The sequence below is a fragment of the Larkinella sp. VNQ87 genome (genome assembly GCF_049445795.1).
GTDB lineage: Bacteria > Bacteroidota > Bacteroidia > Cytophagales > Spirosomataceae > Larkinella.
This window is the reverse complement of record NZ_JBMSDT010000021.1, coordinates 58308-80352: the sequence shown is the minus strand read 5'-3', so window position 1 is coordinate 80352 and position 22045 is coordinate 58308. Positions and strand designations below refer to the sequence as shown.

Below are 22045 nucleotides of genomic sequence, written 5' to 3'. Positions count from 1 at the left end.
GGTTTTACACCAACTCCCGTACATCCGTCACTTTACCAGTCACGGCAGCCGCAGCGGCCATGATCGGGCTGGCCAGGAACGTCCGGGCACCCGGTCCCTGACGGCCTTCGAAGTTCCGGTTGGAGGTCGAGATGCAATACTTACCCGCCGGAACCTTATCTTCGTTCATCGCCAGACAGGCCGAACAACCCGGTTCGCGCAGTTCAAAACCGGCTTCGCGGAACACCTGATCAAGTCCTTCGGCTTTGGCCTGGTTCGACACCTGCACCGAGCCCGGTACAATCCAGACTTCGACGCCCTCGGCTTTTTTCTTGCCTTTCACGAAGTTGGCGACCGTCCGGAGGTCTTCGATCCGGGCGTTGGTGCAAGAACCGATAAACACGTAATCGACCGGTTTGCCGACCAGCTCCATGCCTGGCTCCAAACCCATATACGCCAGCGACTTCGTGTAGGAAGCCAGCTCGCTTTGCGGGATTTCGCTCAGGTTCGGCACGTGGCTGTCGACGGTGATGCCCATGCCCGGGTTGGTTCCGTAAGTAATCATCGGGCCAATATCTTCGGCGCGGTAGTTCAGTTCCACGTCGAATTCGGCCCCTTCGTCGGTTTTCAGCGTCCGCCATTGTTCAACGGCTTTGTCGAAGGCTTCGCCCTGGGGCGCAAACCGCCGACCGCGAATGTACTCGAACGTCCTTTCGTCGGGAGCGATCAGGCCACCGCGCGCACCCATTTCGATGCTCATGTTGCAGATCGTCATCCGGGCTTCCATCGATAGGTTGCGGATGGTGTCGCCTGCGTATTCCACGAAATAACCGGTCGCTCCGCTGGCCGATATTTTCGAGATTACGTAGAGAATAATGTCTTTGGAAGTCACGCCCTTCGCCAGTTGCCCGTTGACGTTGATCCGCATCCGTTTGGGTTTGTACTGGAGAATACACTGCGTCGATAAAACCTGCTCCACTTCGCTGGTCCCGATTCCGAAGGCGATGTTGCCGAAGGCCCCGTGCGTACTCGTGTGGCTATCACCGCAAACGATGGTCATACCCGGCAGCGTCAGCCCTAATTCCGGCCCGATGATGTGAACGATGCCCTGGAACGGATGGCCCAGGTCGTACAGTTCAACGCCAAATTCGGCGCAGTTTTTCCGGAGCGTTTCCACCTGATGGCGCGACAGCGCTTCTTTGATCGGCAGGTGCTGATCCTTCGTCGGCACGTTGTGGTCGGCGGTGGCTGTTGTGCGGCTTTTGTTAAAAACACTGATGCCCCGTTTCCGCAACCCGTCGAAGGCCTGCGGGCTGGTTACTTCGTGAATAAAGTGTCGGTCGATAAAAACCGCATCCGGCCCGCCGTCCATCGCTTTGACGACGTGGGCATCCCAGATTTTATCGAAGAGTGTTGTGGGCTTGCTCATTACTTCTACTTGGAAATCAATGTTTAAATCTAAATCGTACAGTATCCTCTTTTCGCTCACCAACCAGGATAAAAGGTGGCGCTAAGTCGGCTTCAAGCAAAATCATTTTCTCGAGTGTCAATATGTGCTTGCTCCCCAACAAATGACCTGGCCTCAAATAGATAATTCCCCAATAAGGAGCGTTGGCAGCAAAAACGAGTTCGCCAAAATCGCTATCGAGTGTTAAGACAACCCGTTGATGCCGATAGGCCCAGTCCAGAACCACGGTGTCCGGTTCACTGACTAATCCTACATCTTTGGCACAAACGACATTGCATCCTTTTTCAATCAAAAAATCCACCAGCAATGGGCTAATGTTTTCGTCAGCCAGTAGCTTGTACGCAGCAATCCGCATCAGGCCGCCAGCGTTATATCCTGCCAAAACGGGTTTCGGGTCAACAGGGCGGCATACCGTACAGCCTCCTGCAGTGCTTCCATCGATACCTGCGGAAACTCCCGGTGGATATCGGCTAAAGACCCGCCGGAAGCAATTGTTTCCAGGATCAGTTCCACACTGATCCGGGTACCTTTAATGCAGGGCTTTCCGCCCAAAATACCGGGTGTTGAAACAATGTGATGGAATTCCATGACTGACGATTTTAAATCAAAAACTCAAACAGGTCCGGCTTGTCGTTCAGGTATTCAAACTGAATCTTAGCCTCCCGCATACGCTCGATCAACGACTCAAAATCGGCTTTGTGCTTCAGCTCAATGCCGACCAGCGCCGGGCCGCGCTCGCGGTTGGTTTTCTTCGAATACTCAAACAAGGTAATATCGTCGGTTTCGCCCAGCACGTCGCTCAGAAACTCCCGCATGGCCCCGGCCCGCTGCGGAAACCGGATGATGAAGTAATGCTTCAGTCCTTCGTAGAGCAGCGAACGTTCCTTGATTTCCTCGGTGCGGGTGATGTCGTTGTTGCCGCCACTGACCAGGCAGACGACGTTTTTGCCCCTAATCTCGTCTTTCAGAAAATCCAGGGCCGCAATCGTCAACGCTCCGGCGGGCTCAGCCACGATGGCGTCCTCGTTGTACAACTGGAGAATCGTGGTGCAGACTTTCCCTTCCGGCACCAGCACCACCTGATTGAGGTACTGGCGGCAAATCTCGAACGTCGTTTCCCCAACGCGTTTTACGGCAGCTCCGTCGACAAACTTATCGATTTCGTCCAGCGTGACCACATGGCCTTCGTCCATCGATGCTTTCATGGAAGGCGCTCCCAACGGTTCGACACCAATCAGCTTCGTACGTGGGCTCAATTGCCGAAAAACCGTCGAAACCCCGGCGGCCAAACCGCCCCCGCCCACGGCCATCAGCAGGTAATCGATTTTGAAGTTGGAGTCCTTGAAAATCTCCAGCCCCACGGTGCCCTGGCCTTCAATCACCTGCATGTCGTCGAACGGGTGGACGAAGGTGCTGTCGTGGGTGTTGACGTACTCGATGGCGGCATAATACGCGTCATCGTAGGTGTCGCCCACCAAGACCACTTCCACGAACTCCTTCCCGAACAATTTGACCTGCTTAACCTTCTGATTTGGTGTGGTTGTCGGCATGAAAATAAGCCCTTTCACGGCCATCTTCCGGCAGGCATAGGCCACGCCCTGTGCGTGATTCCCGGCGCTAGCACACACGACGCCTTTCGCCAGGGCTTCGGCGGGCAGACTTGCCATTTTGTTGTACGCACCCCGAATTTTGTAGGAACGCACCACCTGCAAATCTTCCCGCTTCAGAAAAATCGTGGCACCGTACTTGTCCGACAGGTTGAGGTTTTCCTGCAAGGGCGTGTGTGTGGCAACGCCCCGCAACCGATCAGCCGCCAGATAGATGTTGTCTACGTCCGGAAAGGGTATTTTTTTCTCCGCTTCTACCACTAGTAACCATTCATTAGAAGTTTAAGGATCGGGGAGTTTAGGGGTCGGCCCATTGGGACGTTAAAGGTACTCAAAATCAGCAAACTTTGCCAGCCTCTTCCTAAACTCCCGCAATCGCACGGGAAACCCGCCCTAAACTTAGTTGCGCTCCGGACGCAGGCTGCGAACGGCCGTACCAGCCCGCCACATTTCCGACTCGCGCAGTTCTTTCAGTTCTTCTTCCAGTTTCTCGCGGTAATCGGGTTGCGAGTTCCGCGTGATCGAGATATTCGCCTGCTCACCGGCTTTGACCGAGTTGTACAGTTGTTCGAAAACCGGCTTCGTCGCGTCACGGAACGGTTTCCACCAGTCGAGTGCCCCGCGCTGGGCCGTGGTCGAGCAGTTGGCATACATCCAGTCCATGCCGTTTTCGGCGACCAGCGGCATCAGCGACTGCGTCAGCTCTTCGACGGTTTCGTTGAAGGCTTCCGACGGTGAGTGTCCATTCGAGCGCAGCACTTCGTACTGAGCCGCGAAAATTCCCTGAATAGCGCCCATCAGCGTACCGCGTTCGCCGGTCAGGTCAGAGGTTACTTCTTTGTAGAAATCGGTTTCGAACAGGTAGCCCGAACCGACGCCGATACCCATCGCAATCGCTTTTTCTCGGGCTTTGCCGGTCGCATCCTGGTAAATCGCAAAGCTGGAGTTCAGACCTTTGCCTTCTACAAACAACCGGCGCAGCGAGGTTCCGGAACCTTTCGGAGCCACCAGGAACACGTCGACATCGGCAGGCGGAACGATTCCCGTCTGGTCTTTGTACGTTACGCCGAAACCGTGCGAGAAATACAGCGATTTCCCGGCAGTCAGGTATTTTTTCACGGTCGGCCACAGTTCGATCTGAGCAGCATCCGACAGCAGGAAGCAAATAATGGTTCCTTTTTCAAGGGCTTCTTCTATTTCAAACAAGGTTTCGCCCGGTACCCAGCCGTCGCGAACGGCTTTGTCGTAGGTTTTGCCTTTGCGCTGACCAACGATCACGTTGAAGCCATTGTCGCGCATGTTCAGCGACTGGCCGGGGCCCTGCACCCCGTAACCGATGACGGCGATGACTTCGTCGTTGAGGATTTCTCTGGCTTTTTCAAGAGGAAACTCTTCGCGGGTTACGACTTCTTCTTCAACTCCGCCGAAGTTAATTTTTGCCATTGTTTGACTGGTTTATTTGAAATAAAATTGATTACAGATTTGAGTTGCTTGGTTTTTAGTTTATTGTTTATAGTTACTCGGGTATTGCTAACTAAAAACCATAAACCTCAGACTATAAACTTTTATGGAAACGAAATTGAATACATCAACGAAATCACGACGCTGGTCAGCAACACAAACCGCAACTGATTGTGGGTCAAATAGCGGTTTAGGATGCCCAGCGCGAAAAAGAACGCCATAAACCCGAACGAAAGCGACCGCGTTCCGTCGGCCACCAGCACCGCCACCACCATCGTCAGCGCCCAGGCCCCGCCCAGCAGCACCAGTTCGATCCACTGCCGCCGAACGGCCAGCGCCCAGAAAGCCGCCAGCAGAATCAGCCACATGCCTTCCAGCCCCCGCGCCATTTTGTCGCCCACGTAACTCATGCTCCAGGCCAGCGTCCGGGCCGACCACGACGCATCGTGCCCGATTTTCATGCCGTACGTCAACTCCAGCCACTTCCGGATACCGGCGTACAGCGCCACACTGACCACCAGCGCCACCAGCGAAGCCGGAATCTGCCGAAGCTCAACCTTGCGGGTTTCGACGACGGTTTTGATCACCGGCAACAGGTACCACAACCCGAGGTACGACGAGTTGATCAGCGCCCGCTCGTCGCACCAGAACGCCAACTGCGTGAACCCAATCACGAGCAGAGGGTTACGGAAATAGAGCGCCAGGGCCATGAAACAGTATACGTACGCGTCGCAGTGGCCGAAGTAATTGATCACAAAAGCCGCTCCCGCGTAAATGGCCGTAAAGCCCGTCAAAAAATAAAACGTCAGGACTTTGTCCTGCAAAATCTTCTGCACAATGCCCGTCACGGCCCACAAAAACACAATTCCCAGGACCAGTTGCAGCAAATACAACTTGGCGACGCCCAGGTGAAAAAACCGGACCAGCAGCGGAACCGTCAGTCGAAACGTCTGGTTGGCCTCGTGCGTGCCGGGTTCGTACGTATTCGGTTCGAACAGATGGTCGCTCTGGCGAATGATGTCGTCCCAGAAAAAACCGTCAATTCGGCCCGGTTGACGCATTTCTTCGTACAAATACCGAAAGCCCCGGTCGATGAAAATACTGTTCAGCACCAGCAGACTTCCAATTGAAATCACCAGCGCCAGGCTGATCAGGCGGAATTTCCAGAACCGGTTTTCGAAAAAGCCGGCCAGTCGGCGCTCAACTTGGTAAATGGGTGCGGCTAAAGAGGTTGGCTGTTGCATGCAAGCGTAGTAATCCGGCCGCAAATATCGTATTCTTACAAATAATATTCCCACTCAGCCTCCGGCAAATACTCGACCAGCCCTTTCTCAGTTTTCCCGACGGCAACCCGGCCCGAGCGCACAAACTCCAGAATGCCATGCGGTTTGATGTACTGGAAAAACTCGAAAATCTCCTTTTCGGAGCCGGTCTTCTCGATTACGACGTAATCGAGTTGCCAGTACACGACCCAGGCGTTGAAGTGCTTGTTGATGTATTCGATGTCGAGCGGTTTGGAGCCCAGCGGGGTTTCGATCTTGAACAGCGCGATTTCGTTCGAGACAATTTCGTCGTTCAAATACCCAAAAACCGCCATCACTTCGATGATCCGCCGGATCTGGCGCACCAGTTTCTCCACGGCTTCCCGCGATTCGTGCTTAATGACAATCGTAAACCGGGCAACGCCCTTGCGCTCGGTTTCCGAAACCGTCAGGCTCTCAATGTTGATCCGCCGACGCGTAAAAATGATCGTGATCCGGTTCAGGAGCCCGATCGTGTTTTCGGTAAATATGCAAATGGTGTACGTATTCATCTCTGTACCCACGGACTTTAGTCCGTGTTTTGGAGTTCTTGCAATCTATATGATAATATTAACTCACACGGACTAAAGCCTGCGCGGCCCGGTCCGTGGGTACGGGTCGTTAGTCCAGCCGGATGTCGGCGACGCTGGTACCGGCCGGAACCATTGGGAAAACATTTTCTTCCTTCTCAACAATGATTTCGAGCAGATACGGTTTGTCGGAAGCCAGCAGGGTATCGAGCGAGGCCGACAAATCTTCCCGTTTGGCGCAGGTGTGGCCGTCGACGCCGAATCCTTTGCCAATGGTAATGAAATCCGGATTCTGCAACTCCACGAACGAATATCGGCGGTCGAAGAACAGTTGCTGCCACTGCCGCACCATGCCCAAATAGTTGTTATTCAGAATAATAATCTTCACCGGGAGCTTATTCTGCGCAATCGTCCCCAGTTCCTGAATTGTCATCTGGAAACAGCCGTCGCCAATGATGGCAATCACTTCGCGGCTCGGATCGCCCACTTTGGCCCCGAAAGCAGCCGGAAGCGCAAAACCCATCGTGCCTAAACCGCCCGACGTAACCAGGCTATGCGGTTTTTTAAACTCGTAGTACGCCGAAGCCATCATCTGGTGCTGACCTACGTCGGCCACCAGAACGGCTTCGCCCCGGGTTTTCTTCGACAACAGATCAATGGCTTCGGCCATTTTGATCTTTTCGCTCGTCGGAGCCAACGCCGGTTGCGTCACCTTGGCCTCTTCAATCTCATCGTATTTCCGGAATTCGTTGCGCCAGGCCGTGTGATCATTTTCGTTGACGAGCGGCATCAGGCGTGTCAGGACTTCTTTCGCATCACCAATCACCGGCGCATCGGCTTTGATAATTTTGTCGATTTCGGCCGGATCGATCTCGATATGAACCACTTTGGCCTGCCGGGCAAATAAAGCCGCATTGCCCGTTACCCGGTCATCGAACCGCATTCCGACACCGATCAGCAGGTCACACTGGTCGGTCATAACGTTGGGGCCATAGTTGCCGTGCATCCCCAGCCAACCCGTGTACAACGGATGGTCGACGGACATCGCCGATTGGCCTAGCAAGGTGGTAGCCACCGGAATACCGGTTTTTTCCGCGAAGGCCACCAGTTCCTGCTCGGCTTTGGAGATTAGTACGCCGTGGCCGACGAGCATGAACGGTTTTTTGGCCTGGTTGATTAGTTCGGCAGCTTTTTCCAACTGATCCTGTTTCGGCACCAGACGCGGGCGGTAACTGATCACCTTCTCGCATTTTGTGTACGCAAACGGTTTGGTCATCAACTCCTGCTGCGCGTTTTTGGTAATATCGATCACCACCGGACCCGGGCGGCCCGACTGCGCCAGGTAAAACGCTTTGGCCACAATTTCCGGAATTTCGTCGGCGCTCGTAATCTGGTAATTCCACTTCGTAATCGGCATCGTAACACCGATGACATCGGTTTCCTGGAACGCGTCCGTACCTAACAGCTTCATCCCCACCTGCCCGATCAGGCACACCATCGGCGTCGAATCGATCAGGGCGTCGGCAATACCGGTCACGAGGTTGGTCGCGCCCGGCCCGGATGTGACCAGACACACCCCGGCCCGGCCTGTCACGCGGGCGTAGCCTTCGGCGGCATGGGCGGCCCCTTGTTCGTGCCGCACCAGAATATGGTTCAGGCGATCCTGATAATCGTACAAAGCGTCGTAAACCGGCATGATGGCTCCGCCGGGGTAACCGAAAATGGTTTCTACACCCTCTTCCACCAGGGCCTGCATGAGCGCTTCCGCACCCGTCAGAGGCTTAAGTAGCTTGGTTGCCGGGGCCGCCGGTTGCGGTTCTTCGGCTGTCAATTCCTTAACCGTTGTATTCATCGTATTGTCTGTTTAAATGCAGTCCGCTGATGCAAGTGTTGTTGAGTGGAATCGGTCTTAGGCGTCGGTCACACAGCCTTCGCTGGCTGAGCTGACCAGTTTGACGTATTTGCGCAAAACCCCGTGTTCGGCGGCTTTCTCCAGGGGCGGAACCGTCCAGTTGGCCCGGCGTTCGGCCAGTTCTTCGTCTGAAACGTGGAGGTGAATGACGTTGTTGACGGCATCGATGGTAATTTTATCGCCATCGTGCACCAGCGCCAGGTTACCACCTTCCTGGGCTTCGGGCGTGATGTGGCCCACCACAAACCCGTGCGTCCCACCCGAAAACCGCCCGTCGGTAATCAGCGCCACCTTGTCGCCCAGCCCCAGGCCCATGATCGCCGAGGTCGGTTTCAGCATTTCGGGCATTCCCGGACCACCTTTCGGCCCTTCGTAGCGAATCACGACGACGTGGCCTTCTTTGATTTCCCGTTTCTGAATGAAGTCGAGCAATTGCTCTTCCCGGTCGCAGACTTTGGCGATGCCTTCAAACCGTTCGCCTTCTTTGCCGGTAATCTTGGCTACCGCGCCTTGCGTCGCCAGGTTGCCGTACAGGATCTGGATGTGACCGGTTTTCTTGATCGGATTTGACAGCGGCCGGATGATTTGCTGCGCGTCAAAATCCAGATCCTGCGCTTCTTCGAGATTTTCGGCGACGGTTTTTCCCGTAACCGTCAGGCAGTCGCCGTGGATGAATCCTTCCTTGTGTAAGAATTTCATCACCGCCGGAACCCCGCCGATTGCCAGCAGGTCTTCCATGTAATACTTGCCGCTCGGTTTCAGGTCGCCCAGATACGGTGTGCGGTCGCTGATTTCCTGAATATCTTTCAACGTCAGCGAAACGCCTACCGACTTCGCAATGGCCAGGTAGTGCAATACCGCATTGGTCGAACCGCCGAGGGCCATCACCACCGTCAGAGCATTTTCAAACGCCTTTTTGGTCATGATGTCGCGGGGCACAATGTTCTTGGCCAGCAAATTCATCATGGCCGCACCGATTTTGCGGCATTCTTCCTGCTTGCCTTCGTGCGTGGCCGGGAACGACGAGCTATAGGGCAAACTCAGGCCCATCGCTTCCATCGACGACGCCATGGTGTTGGCTGTATACATTCCGCCACAAGCGCCCGCGCCGGGAATCGAGTTTTGGATAACGCCTTTATAATCTTCGTCGCTGATGTTACCGGCTACTTTTTTGCCGTACGCTTCAAACGCCGAAACAATGTCTAATTTTTGTCCTTTGTAACTCCCCGACCGGATGGTACCGCCGTAGACCAGAATGGCCGGACGGTTTACTCGGCCCACCGCGATCAGGGCGCCGGGCATATTCTTATCGCAACCGACCACGGCAATGACGCCATCGTACCACTGCGCCTTGACGACGGTTTCAATCGAATCCGCAATCAGGTCCCGAGAGGGCAGCGAGTACGACATCCCGTCGTTTCCGTTGGTCATGCCGTCGGAAACGCCAATCGTGTTGAACACCAACCCCACCAGCCCACTCTCGTTGACCCCTTTTTTGACATAAGCTGCCAGCCCATTCAAGTGAATATTGCACGGATTGCCGTCATAACCCGCGCTGGCAATACCGATTTGCGGTTTTTGCATATCCTCCTCTTTCAAACCAATGCCGTAAAGCATCGCCTGAGCGGCCGGATTACTGACTTCCTGCGTAAGCGTCGAACTGTAACGATTCAGTGGGTTTTTGTCGGTGGCTATTGTTGTCATATCTCAGTTAGCGAAATTTCGCTGAAAGCGTAATTTGGTTCAAAGGAAAAAATTTGGTTGAAAAGATGCAAGCGGTTCTACCGGATTTTTTCGCTTTTTTTTTCACTATGCGCAGTTCCTATTGAATTGATTGTACTTTTGATATAGGCTAAATAGTACTATCCGATGATTACCGAAAATTCATCCCATTACGACAACCTGGAGAAAATGACGGTCCATGAGTTGTTGACCAATATTAATAACGAAGACAAAACCGTTCCGCTGGCCGTCGAGAAAGCCATTCCGCAGATCGAAACACTGGTCACGGAGATTGTCAAACGGATGCGGGAAGGCGGCCGACTCTTTTACATTGGGGCTGGCACGAGCGGTCGGCTGGGGATCGTCGATGCTTCGGAATGCCCGCCGACCTACGGCGTTTCACCGGATCTGGTCGTTGGTCTGATTGCCGGGGGTGACCGTGCCATCCGTAGCGCCGTCGAACACGCCGAAGACGACCCTGAACAAGCCTGGAAAGACCTGCAACTGTATCATATTGATGCCACCGATACACTCATCGGCATTGCCGCTTCTGGCCGGACGCCCTACGTCATCGGCGGTTTGCAGCAAGCCCGCGAAGCTGGTCTGTTGACGGGTTGCATCGTCTGTAATCCGGGCTCGGCGGTGGCCCAGGCGGCTGAATTTCCGGTCGAGGTGGTGGTGGGGCCGGAGTTTGTGACGGGCAGCACCCGCATGAAGTCGGGCACGGCGCAGAAGCTGGTGCTGAACATGATTTCAACGTCGGTCATGATCCAGTTGGGGCGGGTGAAAGGCAACAAAATGGTCGATATGCAGTTGACGAACCATAAACTGAAAATCCGGGCGGCCAACATGGTCATGAGCGAAACCGGCGTCTCCCGCGAACGGGCCGAAGAACTGCTGGCCAAATTCGGCAACGTACGGAGTGCGATCCTTAATTCGGGCCTGAATCTGGATGAGTATTGATAAACCTATGAAAGCCATCGTCCAGCCAGCCGTTCAAGAACCGGCTCAGTACACAGATGTTGAAACCCCGGCAATCGGGCCGGGCGATGTGCTGGTACAAATCAAAACCGCAGCCCTCAACCACCGGGATGTCTTCGTGCAGCAGGGATTGTACCCTAAAATGAAACTGCCGGTGATTATGGGTTCCGATGGTGCCGGGGTTGTGGTAGAAACCGGCGAAGACGTCGATCCGGCCTGGAAGCATCAGGAAGTGATCGTCAATCCGGCGCTGGACTGGGGACCCAACCCTCATTTTTACGGCCCCGACTTCCGGATTCTGGGTATGCCCGACAACGGCACGTTTGCCGAATATCTCAAAATCGACGCTCGGTATTTGCACCCCAAACCGGCTCACCTGTCTTTTGAACAAGCGGCCGCCCTGCCGCTCACCGGCCTGACGGCCTGGCGCGCGCTGATGACCCGCGCCCGTTTGCAAACCAACCCGTCGGGCCAGCCTGAGCGGGTGCTGATCACCGGCATCGGGGGCGGGGCTGCGTTGATGGCCCTGCAAATCGCCAAAGCCGCCGGAGCTGACGTCTGGGTAACATCGGGATCGGCCGAAAAACTGCAACGCGCGAGAGAACTCGGCGCCACCGGGGGCGTCATCTACCGGGATGCCGACTGGGCAAAAACCTTGCTGGCGCAAACCGGCGGCCACAAAGGCGGTTTTTTTAATGTCATCATCGACAGCGCGGCCGGACCCGGTTTTGCCAAACTGATCGATGTGGCTGCTCCGGGCGGGCGCATTGTCTTCTACGGCGGCACCACGGGCAACATTACTGATGTCATGCCGTCGAAAGTGTTTTTCAAACAACTGAACATCCACGGTACGACGATGGGTACGGAGCCAGAATTTGCCGATATGGTCCGGTTTTTCGAAGAAAAGAAAGTGGTTCCGGTCGTCGATGAGGTGTTTCCGCTGGCCGAAACCGAGCGGGCGTTGCGCAAAATGGAAGCCGGGAAGCAGTTCGGCAAGCTGGTATTGCGGGTTTCGTAAGGCGGTTTTAAGGCAAAGGGTTGTTTATGGCCTGCGCTTTGGTATTTTCGCGTAAATACCTTTCCTAACCCCTTTCCCCATGAACCAACAACGCCGGGACTTCCTAAAAATCACGGGTCTGGCTGGTGCCGGATTGACCACGGGCCACCTCGGTTATAGCAGGACACCGTCCGCCCGGATTCCCCACCCACCCAAACAGACCTTCAACATGTGCGGCTTCGGTGCGCCCAAAATTGACACGGTCCGGGTTGGCTACCTCGGCATCGGAAACCGGGGCGCGGGCGCACTGAAACGCATTGTTCACCTGGAAAACGTGACCGTTCAGGCCGTGTGCGATGTGCGCCCGGAACGCATTGATGAAGCCAAAAAAGCGCTGGAAAAAACCGCGCATCAGCCTGCGTATTACAGCGGAAAACCGGATGCCTGGAAAGCCGTCTGCGACCGGCCCGACATCGACCTGATTTACATCTGCACGCCCTGGAACCTGCACACGCCGATGGCGTTGTATGCGATGGAACAGGGTAAACACGTGGCCTGCGAAATTCCCATTGCTACCACCGTCGACGATTGCTGGAAGCTGGTCGAAACCTCGGAACGCACCCGAAAGCACTGCATGATGCTCGAAAACTGCTGTTACGACTTCTTCGAACTGCTGACGCTGAACATGGCGCGCCAGGGATTTTTCGGGGAACTAGTCCACGTCGAAGGCGCTTACATCCACGATATTTTCGATTCGTTGTTCGACAAAAGCAAACGTTATGACCTTTGGCGGCTGAAGGAAAACCAGCGCAACGGCAACCTGTACCCCACGCACGGTTTGGGCCCCATTGCGCAGGTGCTGGACATTAACCGGGGGGATCAGATGGATTACTTGGTGTCGATGTCCGGCAACGATTTCATGCTTGCCAAAAAAGCCGGAGAACTGGCCAAAACCGACGACGATTTCCGGCAATTTAACGGTAAATCCTTTCGGGGAAACATGAACACGACGACAATCCGGACCAAAAAAGGCCGAACCATCATGCTGCAACACGATGTCAGCTCGCAACGGCCCTACTCCCGGATTCACCTCGTCAGCGGCACCAAAGCCACCGCCCAGAAGTATCCGCTCCCAGGCCGGATTTCGAAAGGCCACGACTGGATGACGGAACAGGAATACAAGGCACTAGAGCAGCACTACCAGCCCGAAATCGTCAAACGCGTGGGCGAGCTGGCAAAACAGGTCGGCGGGCACGGCGGGATGGATTTTCTGATGGACTGGCGGCTGATCGACTGCCTGCGGAATGGGCTGCCGCTCGACCAGGATGTGTACGATGCCGCCTTGTGGAGCAGCATTGGCCCGCTCAGCGAATGGTCGGTGGCGCACCGGTCCAACTCCATCGACGTGCCGGATTTTACCAACGGCTCCTGGAAAACCAACAAACCGGTCGACATCAGCCTGGCAACCGGCGGAACGACCCGCGTTAAAAACCTGTAAAGTATCCCTTCCCTTTTGACCACCCAGCATTCTAAAAAATGACAATTTCTATTGCCAAAAATGCCGATCAGCTCGGTCAGAAAGCGGGCCGGATGGCGGCCATTCTCATCCGGCAGGCGATTGCCAAACATGGACAGGCCAACCTCATTCTGGCTACCGGCACCAGTCAGTTTGCCACTTTACAGCAACTCATTCAGGAAGACGTCGACTGGAGTCGGGTCGTGATGTTTCACCTCGACGAATACATCGGTCTGCCACTGTCGCATCCGGCCAGCTTTCGCAAGTACCTTCAAGAGCGGTTTCTGGACAAGGTTTCGCCCCTGAAGGCCAGTTACCTGATCGATGGGGAAGTCGATCCGAAAGCCGAAACCGAGCGGCTCGACGCCCTGATCAGTGCGCACCCCATTGATGTTGCCCTGGTCGGTATCGGCGAAAACGGCCATTTGGCGTTCAACGACCCTCCGGCCGATTTCGAGACCGAAAAACCGTACCTCGTTGTCGACCTGGATGCGGCCTGTCGGCGGCAGCAGTTTAACGAAGGCTGGTTTCCGTCGCTGGACGATGTTCCGCGCCAGGCTATCAGCATGTCTGTCCGGCAAATCATGAAATCGCACCACATCATCTGCTCGGTACCGGATGAACGCAAGGCCCCGGCCGTGCGGGATAATCTGGAGCAATCCGTCGGTCCGAACGTCCCGGCCAGCATCCTGCAAACCCACCTAAATTGCTCACTGTATCTAGACGAATCCTCGGCCCGGTTACTGTCTGTGCAAACCGTTCAGAATCTGGCTGATTGAGGATCGGCTCAGGAAATTTGCCCGGGCAAATGTTGAAAATTGGCTAGTTGTACACTCAAGCATAAGTGACTGATTTACAGGCTTCGGAAACTACTTCATAACTATTTTTCTACAAAAAAGCTAAAATCACAAGGACTTATCCACAGCGCTGTGTGGATAAGTCCTTCTTTTTATACCATTTTTCCACATCCCTACGCGCTCTCGGCCTTCCTGCTTACCTTTGCAAATAAGCTGAGAATAAGGTGATAAAAGCCAATAACATCCTACACGAATTACTGGAAAAACGCCGGTCCGCCGGTTTAATTCGTTCTTTAACAAAACCGGCAGAGCTGCTGGATTTTTGTTCCAACGATTACCTCGGCCTGGCTCGCTCGGCCGCATTACGCCAGCGCATTGAACAGGCCGTAGCCGCTCAGTCCGATTGGCCCAGCGGCTCCACAGGCTCACGATTGCTGACTGGTAATTCGGCGCTGGCCGAGGACGTTGAGACCGAACTGGCGGTTTTTCACGACGCCGAATCCGCCCTGATTTTTAATTCGGGTTACGATGCCAACGTGGGATTGCTGGCCAGTCTGCCGCAGCGGGGCGATACGCTGCTGACGGATGAACTGATTCACGCCAGCATGATCGACGGTGCGCGGCTGAGCCTGGCCCATCGCCATAAATTTCGCCACAACGACCTGCATGATCTGGAGACAAAACTCAAAAACGCCACCGGCACGGTGTACGTCGCCATCGAGTCGGTGTATTCGATGGATGGCGATCTGGCTCCCCTGGCCGAAATCGCCGATCTCTGCGACCGCTACGAAGCCGCGCTGATCGTCGACGAAGCCCACGCGACGGGCGTGTTCGGGCCGAACGGCGGAGGGCTGGTGCAGGCGCTCGGGTTACAAAACCGGGTGTTCGCCCGCATTCATACGTTCGGGAAGGCGCTGGGCGTTCACGGGGCGGCCGTGGTTGGTTCGGCTATTTTGCGGGATTTTCTGATTAATTTTGCCCGCTCGTTCGTGTACTCGACCGCCCTGCCGCCCCACAGTTTGCTGGCGATCCGGAGTGCTTATCAACTCTTGCCGGAAAGCGAACCGCTCATCGCCCGGCTTCATGCCCTGCGGCAGTATTTCCAGGCGCAAATTCAGGAACAACTGCCGCACACGGAATGGACTTCGGCCAACAGCCCGATTCTGGGCCTGATCGTGCCGGGCAATGAGGCCTGTCGGGCGGTGGCGGCCAAGCTCCAGCAAGCCGGTTTTGACATCCGGCCTATTGTGAGCCCGACAGTTCCGGCGGGGCGCGAACGACTGCGAATCTGCCTGCACGCATTCAATTCCGAAGCGGAAATCGATGCGCTGGTGCAGACGTTAAAAGATGTTGGTTGATAGGAACACAGATTGAACGGATGCAACGGATTTACACGGATAAAATCAGTTTGAATCCGTTAAATCTGTCAAATCGCGACGGCGACCCGGCCGTGTTCCTATCGCAAAAATAGTCTTGCATGAACAAACCTTTGCAACTGATTATTGCCGGTATTGGCACCGAAATTGGCAAAACCGTCGTCTCGTCGATTGTCGTAGAAGCCCTGCAGGCCGATTACTGGAAACCGGTGCAATCCGGTGCGCTGGAGGACTCGGACACGGAAACCGTCCGGCGGTTAATTTCGAATCCGGTTTCTCGCTTTCACCCGGAAGCGTACCGGCTGCGTGAACCCTTGTCGCCCCACGCGGCTGCGGCTATCGACGGCGTTGAGATCTCGCTGGATGCGATTCAACTGCCGCAAACGACCAATTCGCTGGTCGTCGAGCTGGCGGGCGGACTGATGGTGCCGCTAAATAACCAGGAATTGAACATCGATCTGGTGCAGCGGCTGAACCTGCCGGTGTTGCTGGTTTCCAAAATTTACCTGGGCAGCATCAACCACACGCTGCTGTCGGTGGAAGCCCTGCAACAACGCGGGATTCCGGTTCTCGGCATCGTGTTCAACGGCCCCGCAACCCCGGCCACGGAGGAGTTTATTTTGAATTACACCGGTTTACGGAATTTGGGGCGAATTGAGTGGGAAACCGACCTAACGCCGGACGTTGTCAGCCGGAATGCTGCCGTTCTCGCCAAACAATTGAATGATTTATGACGACGACTCATGACGAAAAAGCCGGTTTTTCGAAACCACTGAGTTTAGCTGAGCGCGATAAAGCCGTGATCTGGCACCCGTTTACGCAAATGCAAACCGCTCCGCTGCCGATTCCAATTGTGCGCGGGGAAGGAACGCTGTTGTTTACGGAGGAAGGCAAAACGTACATCGATGCGGTTTCGTCCTGGTGGGTCAACATCCACGGCCACAGCCATCCGCACATTGCCGAAAAAGTGGCTCAGCAGCTCCGAACGCTGGAACACGTCATTTTCGCCGGTTTTACGCACCCGGCCGCTGTCGAACTAGCCGAACGGCTATTGCCCCTGCTGCCAACAAACCAGAATAAGGTTTTTTATTCCGACAACGGCTCGACGGCGGTGGAAGTAGCGCTCAAGATGGCGTTTCAGTACTGGCACAATGCCGGAAAACCGCGCCGGAAAGTGATTGCGCTGGAAGATGCCTACCACGGCGATACGTTTGGGTCGATGGCTGTGAGCGGGCGGAGTCCCTTCACAGCCCCGTTTCTGCCGTTTCTGTTCGATGTCGAGTACATTCCGACGCCCGTTCCGGGTCAGGAGCAAGCGGCCCTCGACCGCCTGAACGCGTTGCTGGACGACGATGTGGCGGCTTTCATCTTCGAACCACTGGTGCAGGGCGCGGGCGGCATGGTGATGTACCAGCCCGACATCCTGAACGAACTGATCCGGTTGGCCCGCAGCCAGGGTGCGCTGATCATCGCCGACGAGGTCATGACCGGTTTTGGCCGCACCGGCAAGCTGTTTGCCTCCCACCATCTGACCGAAAAACCGGACCTGATGAGCCTGTCGAAAGGGCTGACGGGCGGCACGATGGCACTGGGCGTTACGACCTGCACGGGGGAAATCTACGACGGTTTTCTGTCGGACGACAAATTCAAAACGCTGTTCCACGGCCACTCGTTTACGGCCAATCCGCTGGCCTGCACGGCTTCGCTGGCGAGTTTGGATATTCTGCTGAGCGACGAAACGCAGGCATCCATCCGGCGCATCAGCCAGCGGCACGCAGTTTTTGCGGAGCAATTGCAGCAAAAACCGGGCGTAAAAAACGTTCGGCAACAGGGCACAATACTGGCGTTCGATCTGACCCTGGATGGCTCAAACCGATCGTATTTCAACAACATCCGGGATGTGGCCTACCAGTTTTTGCTGAACGAAGGCGTGTTGATGCGGCCGTTGGGCAACGTGCTGTACATTTTGCCGCCGTATTGCATCACCGACGAGCAACTAGACACAGTTTATACGGCTATTGGGAAGTTATTGAAACATCTCTCGGGGTCGGAATCAACGCTATAAGGCGTACCAGCGAATCAGCAAACCGCCCAGAACGGCGCCAATAATCGGACCGACAATCGGAACCCAGGCGTACCCCCAATCCGACGAGCCTTTGCTGGGAAGGGGCAGCAGGGCGTGGGCGATGCGCGGTCCCAGATCGCGGGCGGGGTTGATGGCGTAACCGGTGGTGCCGCCGAGCGACAGGCCGATACTCCAGACCAGCACCCCGACCAGGTACGGCCCCAGACCGATGGCGATGGTTCCGAGGGATTTGGCCGAAACGCCCGCAATCCCAAGAATCAGCACCAGCGTGCCGATGGTTTCGCTGATGACATTACTCGCCGATTGCCGAATGGCCGGGCCGGTGGCAAAAACCGCCAGCTTGGAACCGGGGTCCGGCGTGGCCGACCAGTGCGGCAAATAATGCAGCCAGACCAGCACCGCGCCCAGAAAAGCCCCGATCAGTTGCGCCGGAATGTAACTCGCCAGATTGCCGTAGTCTCCGGTCGCAACGGCAAACGCAACCGTCACGGCCGGGTTCAGGTGGGCGTCGATACTCCCGAAGGCTTTGGCGACAAACACGCCCATCGTGACGGCAAACGCCCAACCCGTCGTGATGACAATCCAGCCGGAGGCTTCGCCTTTGGTTTGTTTCAGCACCACATTGGCGACAACACCGTCGCCCAGCAGCATCAAGACCATCGTTCCGACCAGTTCACCAAGGAAGGGAGAGAGTTGCATAAAAAAGTGGAAGGTTTTAGGAAGTCAGGCAATTGGCCTGTTAAAGTCAATAAAATATTCGTTCCGTTATAAAGCCGCCAATATACAGGAATTTTGATAATTCTGGCGAGCGGTTTCCGGCGGTTCGGTTAACTTTGCGTTTTCTTTTTCGTTTATGCAACTTTCCGCGATCACTGCTCTTTCTCCCATCGACGGCCGCTACCGTCGTCAAACCGAATCACTGGCTTCTTATTTCTCCGAATGGGGCCTCATCCGGTACCGCATTCAAATTGAGATCGAGTATTTTATCGAACTCTGCGAATGGCCGCTGCCTCAGTTGAAGGCCATCGATCGGGCGGTTTTTCCCCAATTGCGGACCTTGTACGAAAACTTCTCGGAGGCCGATGCACTGCGGATCAAGGAAATTGAGCGCGAAACCAACCATGACGTCAAAGCCGTCGAATATTTCATTAAGGAAAAACTCGCCAACCTGAACATTGCCGATCACCTAGAATTCATTCACTTCGGCCTGACTTCGCAGGACATCAACAACACGGCCACGCCCCTGTTGCTGAGCGATGCGCTGGCGACGGAAATCGAGCCGCAATACCGGGCGGTTTTCGTGAAATTGCAGGAGTTGGCCGAGCAGTGGAAAACCGTTCCGATGCTGGCGCGCACCCACGGTCAGCCCGCTTCGCCCACGCGCCTGGGTAAAGAACTGCTGGTGTTCTGCGAACGGATTGAAAAACAGCTTTTTATGCTATCCGACATTCCGGTTGCGGCCAAGTTTGGCGGTGCTACCGGCAATTTCAACGCCCATTCCGTCGCCTACCCGGAAATCGACTGGAAATCGTTCGGCGACGGTTTTGTGCAAAAACTCGGGATGACGCGCAGCCAGCACACCACGCAGATTGAGCATTATGACATGCTGGCGGCCACGCTGGATGCCTACAAGCGACTGAATACGATTCTGATCGACCTCAACCGCGATATGTGGGCGTATATCTCGATGAATTACTTCAAGCAGCAAATCAAAGCCGGGGAAGTGGGGTCGTCGGCCATGCCGCACAAGGTCAACCCGATTGATTTTGAAAATTCGGAGGGCAATTTGGGCATTGCGAATGCGCTGTTCGAGCACCTGTCGGCCAAGCTGCCGATTTCGCGCCTGCAACGTGACCTGACCGACTCGACGGTGTTGCGGAACCTCGGCGTTCCGTTTGCGCATTCATTGATCGCCTTGAAATCGCTGCTGAAAGGGCTCGGCAAAATTCAACTTAATGAAGCCGCGATTCAGGCTGATCTGGAAGAAAACTGGGCCGTGGTGGCCGAAGGCATTCAGACGATTCTCCGGCGCGAAGGCTATCCAAAACCGTACGAAGCCCTGAAAGACCTGACCCGCACGAACGAGAAGATTACCGCCGAAACCATCCGCCGGTTTATCGACGGCCTGAACGTTGCCGACAGCGTCAAAGCCGAACTCCGGGCCATCACGCCTTACTCATACACCGGCATCTGATTCCCATACAAATTAAAACCCCGCCAGAAACGATTTTGGCGGGGTTTTAACGTATTAAAGAGCTTATTACGCTTTCGATAACTCCGTTGCCCGCACCTGCGCGGCTTTGATCCCGGCAATGAGGTTTTCGGCCAAACCGCCTTCCTCAAACTGCTTCAGGGCCGCTTCGGTGGTTCCGCCTTTGGAGGCCACGGCTTTGATGAGGTCGTCCAGCGATTTGTCAGCGGTGTTGATCAGGTGAAAGGCTCCGAGCATGGTTTGTTTCACGAGCAGCGACGAAACCGAGTCGTCGAAGCCCATTTGCTTCCCGGCTTCGACCATCGCCTTCACGAGGTAATAAAAATACGCCGGGCCGCTGCCGCTGAGGGCCGTCACGGCGTCGAGCAGGGCTTCGTCTTCCAGAAAAATTGACCGGCCCGTCGCATTGATCAGGTTCTCGACTTTCCGAAGGTTGGTTAAATCAACTTCTTTAGCCGCCGTAAAACCGGTAATGCCCATCCCGAGCATGGCGGGCGTGTTCGGCATGGCGCGGATCACCAGCCGGTGGTTCAACTTCTCCTGAATAGCGGCAATCGGAATCCCAGCCATGATCGACAGTACCACCTGCTGCGGCTGGATGGTGTCGCGCAGGGCGTCCGTCAGACTGTTGAAATCCTGCGGTTTTACGGACAGAATAATCAGGTCGGCTTCGGCAATCCGGGGGCTGATCGTGTCGACGACAACGCCCGCTTTCTCGGCTTTCAGGGCTTCGGAGCGCTCGGCGCTTTTTTCAATCAGCAGCAGATTTTCCTTTTTTACCAGATCATACTGCAAAAACGACTTAGCAAACGCCATGCCCATGTTGCCGCAACCGACAATCGCAATCTTCATATTTCAGTGGGTAGAAATAGTTTATGGTTTATAATTTAAGGTTTATAGTGCTCAAAACTATAAACACCTAAACTATAAACCATAAACTAACAGATGATTACTTATCCAAAATCTCGCCCAGCTTCTGTTCCAGGGCGGGGCCGCGCAGGTTTTTGGCGATGATGCGGCCTTCTTTATCCAGCAAAAACGTGGTCGGAATCACCTGGATGGAATATTGCAGGGCCACCGCCGAACTGCCGTTTCGTTTGCCCAGCACGTTCGTCCAGATCATACCGTCGGTTTCGATGGCCTTCAGCCAGGCGTTTCGGTTGTCGTCCAGCGAGATGCTGAAAACCTCAAAACCTTTGTCTTTGTACTTGTTGTAAACCCGAACGACATTCGGGTTTTCCTCCCGGCACGGCTTACACCACGATGCCCAGAAATCGATCAACACGTACTTGCCCCGCAGCGACGACAGGCTGACCACCTGGCCTTTATTGTCTTCCAGCGTAATATCGGGTGCCGTGGCCCCTTCCACGACGGCCACCTGACTGGCTTTGGCGGCCATTTCAGCCCGGGCGCTATTCACAAAATTGATGAACGCCTGCGCCTGTTTACCAGTTACTTTAGCTTCCTGCATTTGCTTCGCCAGTGATTCGTACAGCGCGAAATGCTCCTGCGGATCAAGGTACTTGAGCGCAATCATGGCTACGCTGGAGGTTCCCATCTGCGGAATCATGGCTTTCACGGTATCGACCACCCGCCGGTTGGTTTCGACCACCTCACGGTCGATGGCTTCGCCGGTTTTCAGGTCATTTTTTTGCGCAGCTTCGGCGGCCCGCTTCTGCCAGTCTTTGTGTTTTTTCTGCATCATGGCGTCGATGGCCACGATTTTCGGGTAATACTCCATGTTCACGGAGCCTTTCACCTGGACTTTACTTTTATCCCGGGCGTCGGCCATCACCGTCAGGTTTTCACCACCTTCAACCAGCAAACTCGTGATCATCCCGTCGCCCAGGTTGAGTTTGTAGAAACTCCCGCCGTTCAGTTCGCGGCCTTTCAGGCTAAACTGGCCGGACGCGTCGACCTGAGCGGAATCAATTTTTCTTGAAATCTGCTCATTCGTCTCCAGATAGGCTTTGCTACCCGGTTTAGCGTTTTGCAGCGTCCCGCTGACGGTAAACTCTTTTCCTTGAGCCCAGGCCGCCCACGGCAACGCCAGACCCAGCAACACAATGAAACCAATCCGATTCTTTTTCATCATTCCGG

The 22045-nt window shown here is 55.1% G+C and carries 20 protein-coding genes; 8 read left to right on the top strand and 12 right to left on the bottom strand.

The annotated features are described in order from the left end of the window. Positions 1 to 4 precede the first annotated feature (4 nt). From leuC to ilvD, 9 genes are all read right to left on the bottom strand, one after another. Entirely contained in the window at positions 5 to 1408 is a 1404-nt protein-coding gene (gene leuC, locus ACO2Q8_RS27540; protein ID WP_423348119.1) for a 3-isopropylmalate dehydratase large subunit, read from the bottom strand. Positions 1409 to 1424: 16 nt separating this feature from the next. Further along, positions 1425 to 1829, bottom strand: a complete 405-nt coding sequence (locus tag ACO2Q8_RS27535; RefSeq protein WP_423348118.1) for a DUF5615 family PIN-like protein — start codon at positions 1827 to 1829, stop codon at positions 1425 to 1427. Next, on the bottom strand, positions 1802 to 2035 hold the full coding sequence (locus ACO2Q8_RS27530; protein WP_423348117.1) for a DUF433 domain-containing protein: 234 nt from the start codon (positions 2033 to 2035) through the stop codon (positions 1802 to 1804). Before ACO2Q8_RS27530 ends, ACO2Q8_RS27535 begins: the two co-directional genes overlap by 28 nt. 11 nt (positions 2036 to 2046) lie before the next feature. Further along, positions 2047 to 3315, bottom strand: a complete 1269-nt coding sequence (gene ilvA / locus ACO2Q8_RS27525; RefSeq protein WP_423348116.1) for a threonine ammonia-lyase IlvA — start codon at positions 3313 to 3315, stop codon at positions 2047 to 2049. A gap of 138 nt (positions 3316 to 3453) precedes the next feature. Further along, positions 3454 to 4497, bottom strand: a complete 1044-nt coding sequence (gene ilvC / locus ACO2Q8_RS27520; protein ID WP_423348115.1) for a ketol-acid reductoisomerase — start codon at positions 4495 to 4497, stop codon at positions 3454 to 3456. 122 nt (positions 4498 to 4619) lie between these two features. Then, positions 4620 to 5759 (bottom strand): hypothetical protein, encoded by a 1140-nt coding sequence (locus tag ACO2Q8_RS27515; protein WP_423348114.1) that lies wholly within the window; start codon positions 5757 to 5759, stop codon positions 4620 to 4622. A gap of 35 nt (positions 5760 to 5794) precedes the next feature. Beyond that, positions 5795 to 6328 (bottom strand): acetolactate synthase small subunit, encoded by a 534-nt coding sequence (ilvN, locus tag ACO2Q8_RS27510; protein ID WP_423348113.1) that lies wholly within the window; start codon positions 6326 to 6328, stop codon positions 5795 to 5797. A gap of 109 nt (positions 6329 to 6437) precedes the next feature. Beyond that, a complete protein-coding gene (gene ilvB, locus ACO2Q8_RS27505; RefSeq protein WP_423348112.1) occupies positions 6438 to 8198 on the bottom strand; it encodes a biosynthetic-type acetolactate synthase large subunit in 1761 nt (586 codons plus the stop codon). Between the two features lie 57 nt (positions 8199 to 8255). Then, the gene (gene ilvD, locus ACO2Q8_RS27500) at positions 8256 to 9962 is read right to left on the bottom strand and encodes a dihydroxy-acid dehydratase (protein ID WP_423348111.1); all 1707 of its coding nucleotides are present in this window, start codon (positions 9960 to 9962) and stop codon (positions 8256 to 8258) included. Positions 9963 to 10127: 165 nt separating this feature from the next. Between ilvD and murQ the strand changes: the two genes are divergently transcribed. From murQ to bioA, 7 genes are all read left to right on the top strand, one after another. Beyond that, on the top strand, positions 10128 to 10943 hold the full coding sequence (gene murQ, locus ACO2Q8_RS27495; protein WP_423348110.1) for an N-acetylmuramic acid 6-phosphate etherase: 816 nt from the start codon (positions 10128 to 10130) through the stop codon (positions 10941 to 10943). A 7-nt stretch (positions 10944 to 10950) separates the two neighbouring features. Beyond that, entirely contained in the window at positions 10951 to 11979 is a 1029-nt protein-coding gene (locus ACO2Q8_RS27490; protein WP_423348109.1) for a zinc-binding dehydrogenase, read from the top strand. Positions 11980 to 12058: 79 nt separating this feature from the next. After that, positions 12059 to 13456, top strand: coding sequence for a Gfo/Idh/MocA family protein (locus ACO2Q8_RS27485; RefSeq protein ID WP_423348108.1), 1398 nt, complete (start codon positions 12059 to 12061; stop codon positions 13454 to 13456). Between the two features lie 38 nt (positions 13457 to 13494). Beyond that, positions 13495 to 14253 (top strand): glucosamine-6-phosphate deaminase, encoded by a 759-nt coding sequence (locus tag ACO2Q8_RS27480; protein ID WP_423348107.1) that lies wholly within the window; start codon positions 13495 to 13497, stop codon positions 14251 to 14253. Positions 14254 to 14495: 242 nt separating this feature from the next. Then, positions 14496 to 15629, top strand: coding sequence for an aminotransferase class I/II-fold pyridoxal phosphate-dependent enzyme (locus tag ACO2Q8_RS27475; protein ID WP_423348106.1), 1134 nt, complete (start codon positions 14496 to 14498; stop codon positions 15627 to 15629). A 119-nt stretch (positions 15630 to 15748) separates the two neighbouring features. Next, positions 15749 to 16381, top strand: a complete 633-nt coding sequence (bioD, locus tag ACO2Q8_RS27470; RefSeq protein WP_423348105.1) for a dethiobiotin synthase — start codon at positions 15749 to 15751, stop codon at positions 16379 to 16381. After that, on the top strand, positions 16378 to 17712 hold the full coding sequence (gene bioA / locus ACO2Q8_RS27465) for an adenosylmethionine--8-amino-7-oxononanoate transaminase (protein WP_423348104.1): 1335 nt from the start codon (positions 16378 to 16380) through the stop codon (positions 17710 to 17712). The genes bioD and bioA overlap by 4 nt, the downstream gene beginning before the upstream one ends. On the opposite strand, the gene ACO2Q8_RS27460 is transcribed toward bioA, so the two are convergent. Beyond that, positions 17707 to 18432: an MIP/aquaporin family protein gene (locus ACO2Q8_RS27460; protein ID WP_423348103.1), complete on the bottom strand. Its 726-nt coding sequence runs from the start codon at positions 18430 to 18432 to the stop codon at positions 17707 to 17709. The two genes, bioA and ACO2Q8_RS27460, sit on opposite strands and share 6 nt — an antisense overlap. Positions 18433 to 18586: 154 nt before the next feature. On the opposite strand from ACO2Q8_RS27460, the gene purB reads away from it, so the two are divergent. Further along, positions 18587 to 19927, top strand: a complete 1341-nt coding sequence (gene purB / locus ACO2Q8_RS27455; protein WP_423348102.1) for an adenylosuccinate lyase — start codon at positions 18587 to 18589, stop codon at positions 19925 to 19927. A gap of 66 nt (positions 19928 to 19993) precedes the next feature. On the opposite strand, the gene proC is transcribed toward purB, so the two are convergent. Both proC and ACO2Q8_RS27445 read right to left on the bottom strand, forming a co-directional pair. Further along, positions 19994 to 20797, bottom strand: a complete 804-nt coding sequence (gene proC, locus ACO2Q8_RS27450; RefSeq protein ID WP_423348101.1) for a pyrroline-5-carboxylate reductase — start codon at positions 20795 to 20797, stop codon at positions 19994 to 19996. Positions 20798 to 20894: 97 nt separating this feature from the next. Then, on the bottom strand, positions 20895 to 22040 hold the full coding sequence (locus tag ACO2Q8_RS27445; RefSeq protein ID WP_423348100.1) for a redoxin domain-containing protein: 1146 nt from the start codon (positions 22038 to 22040) through the stop codon (positions 20895 to 20897). Positions 22041 to 22045: the final 5 nt, after the last annotated feature.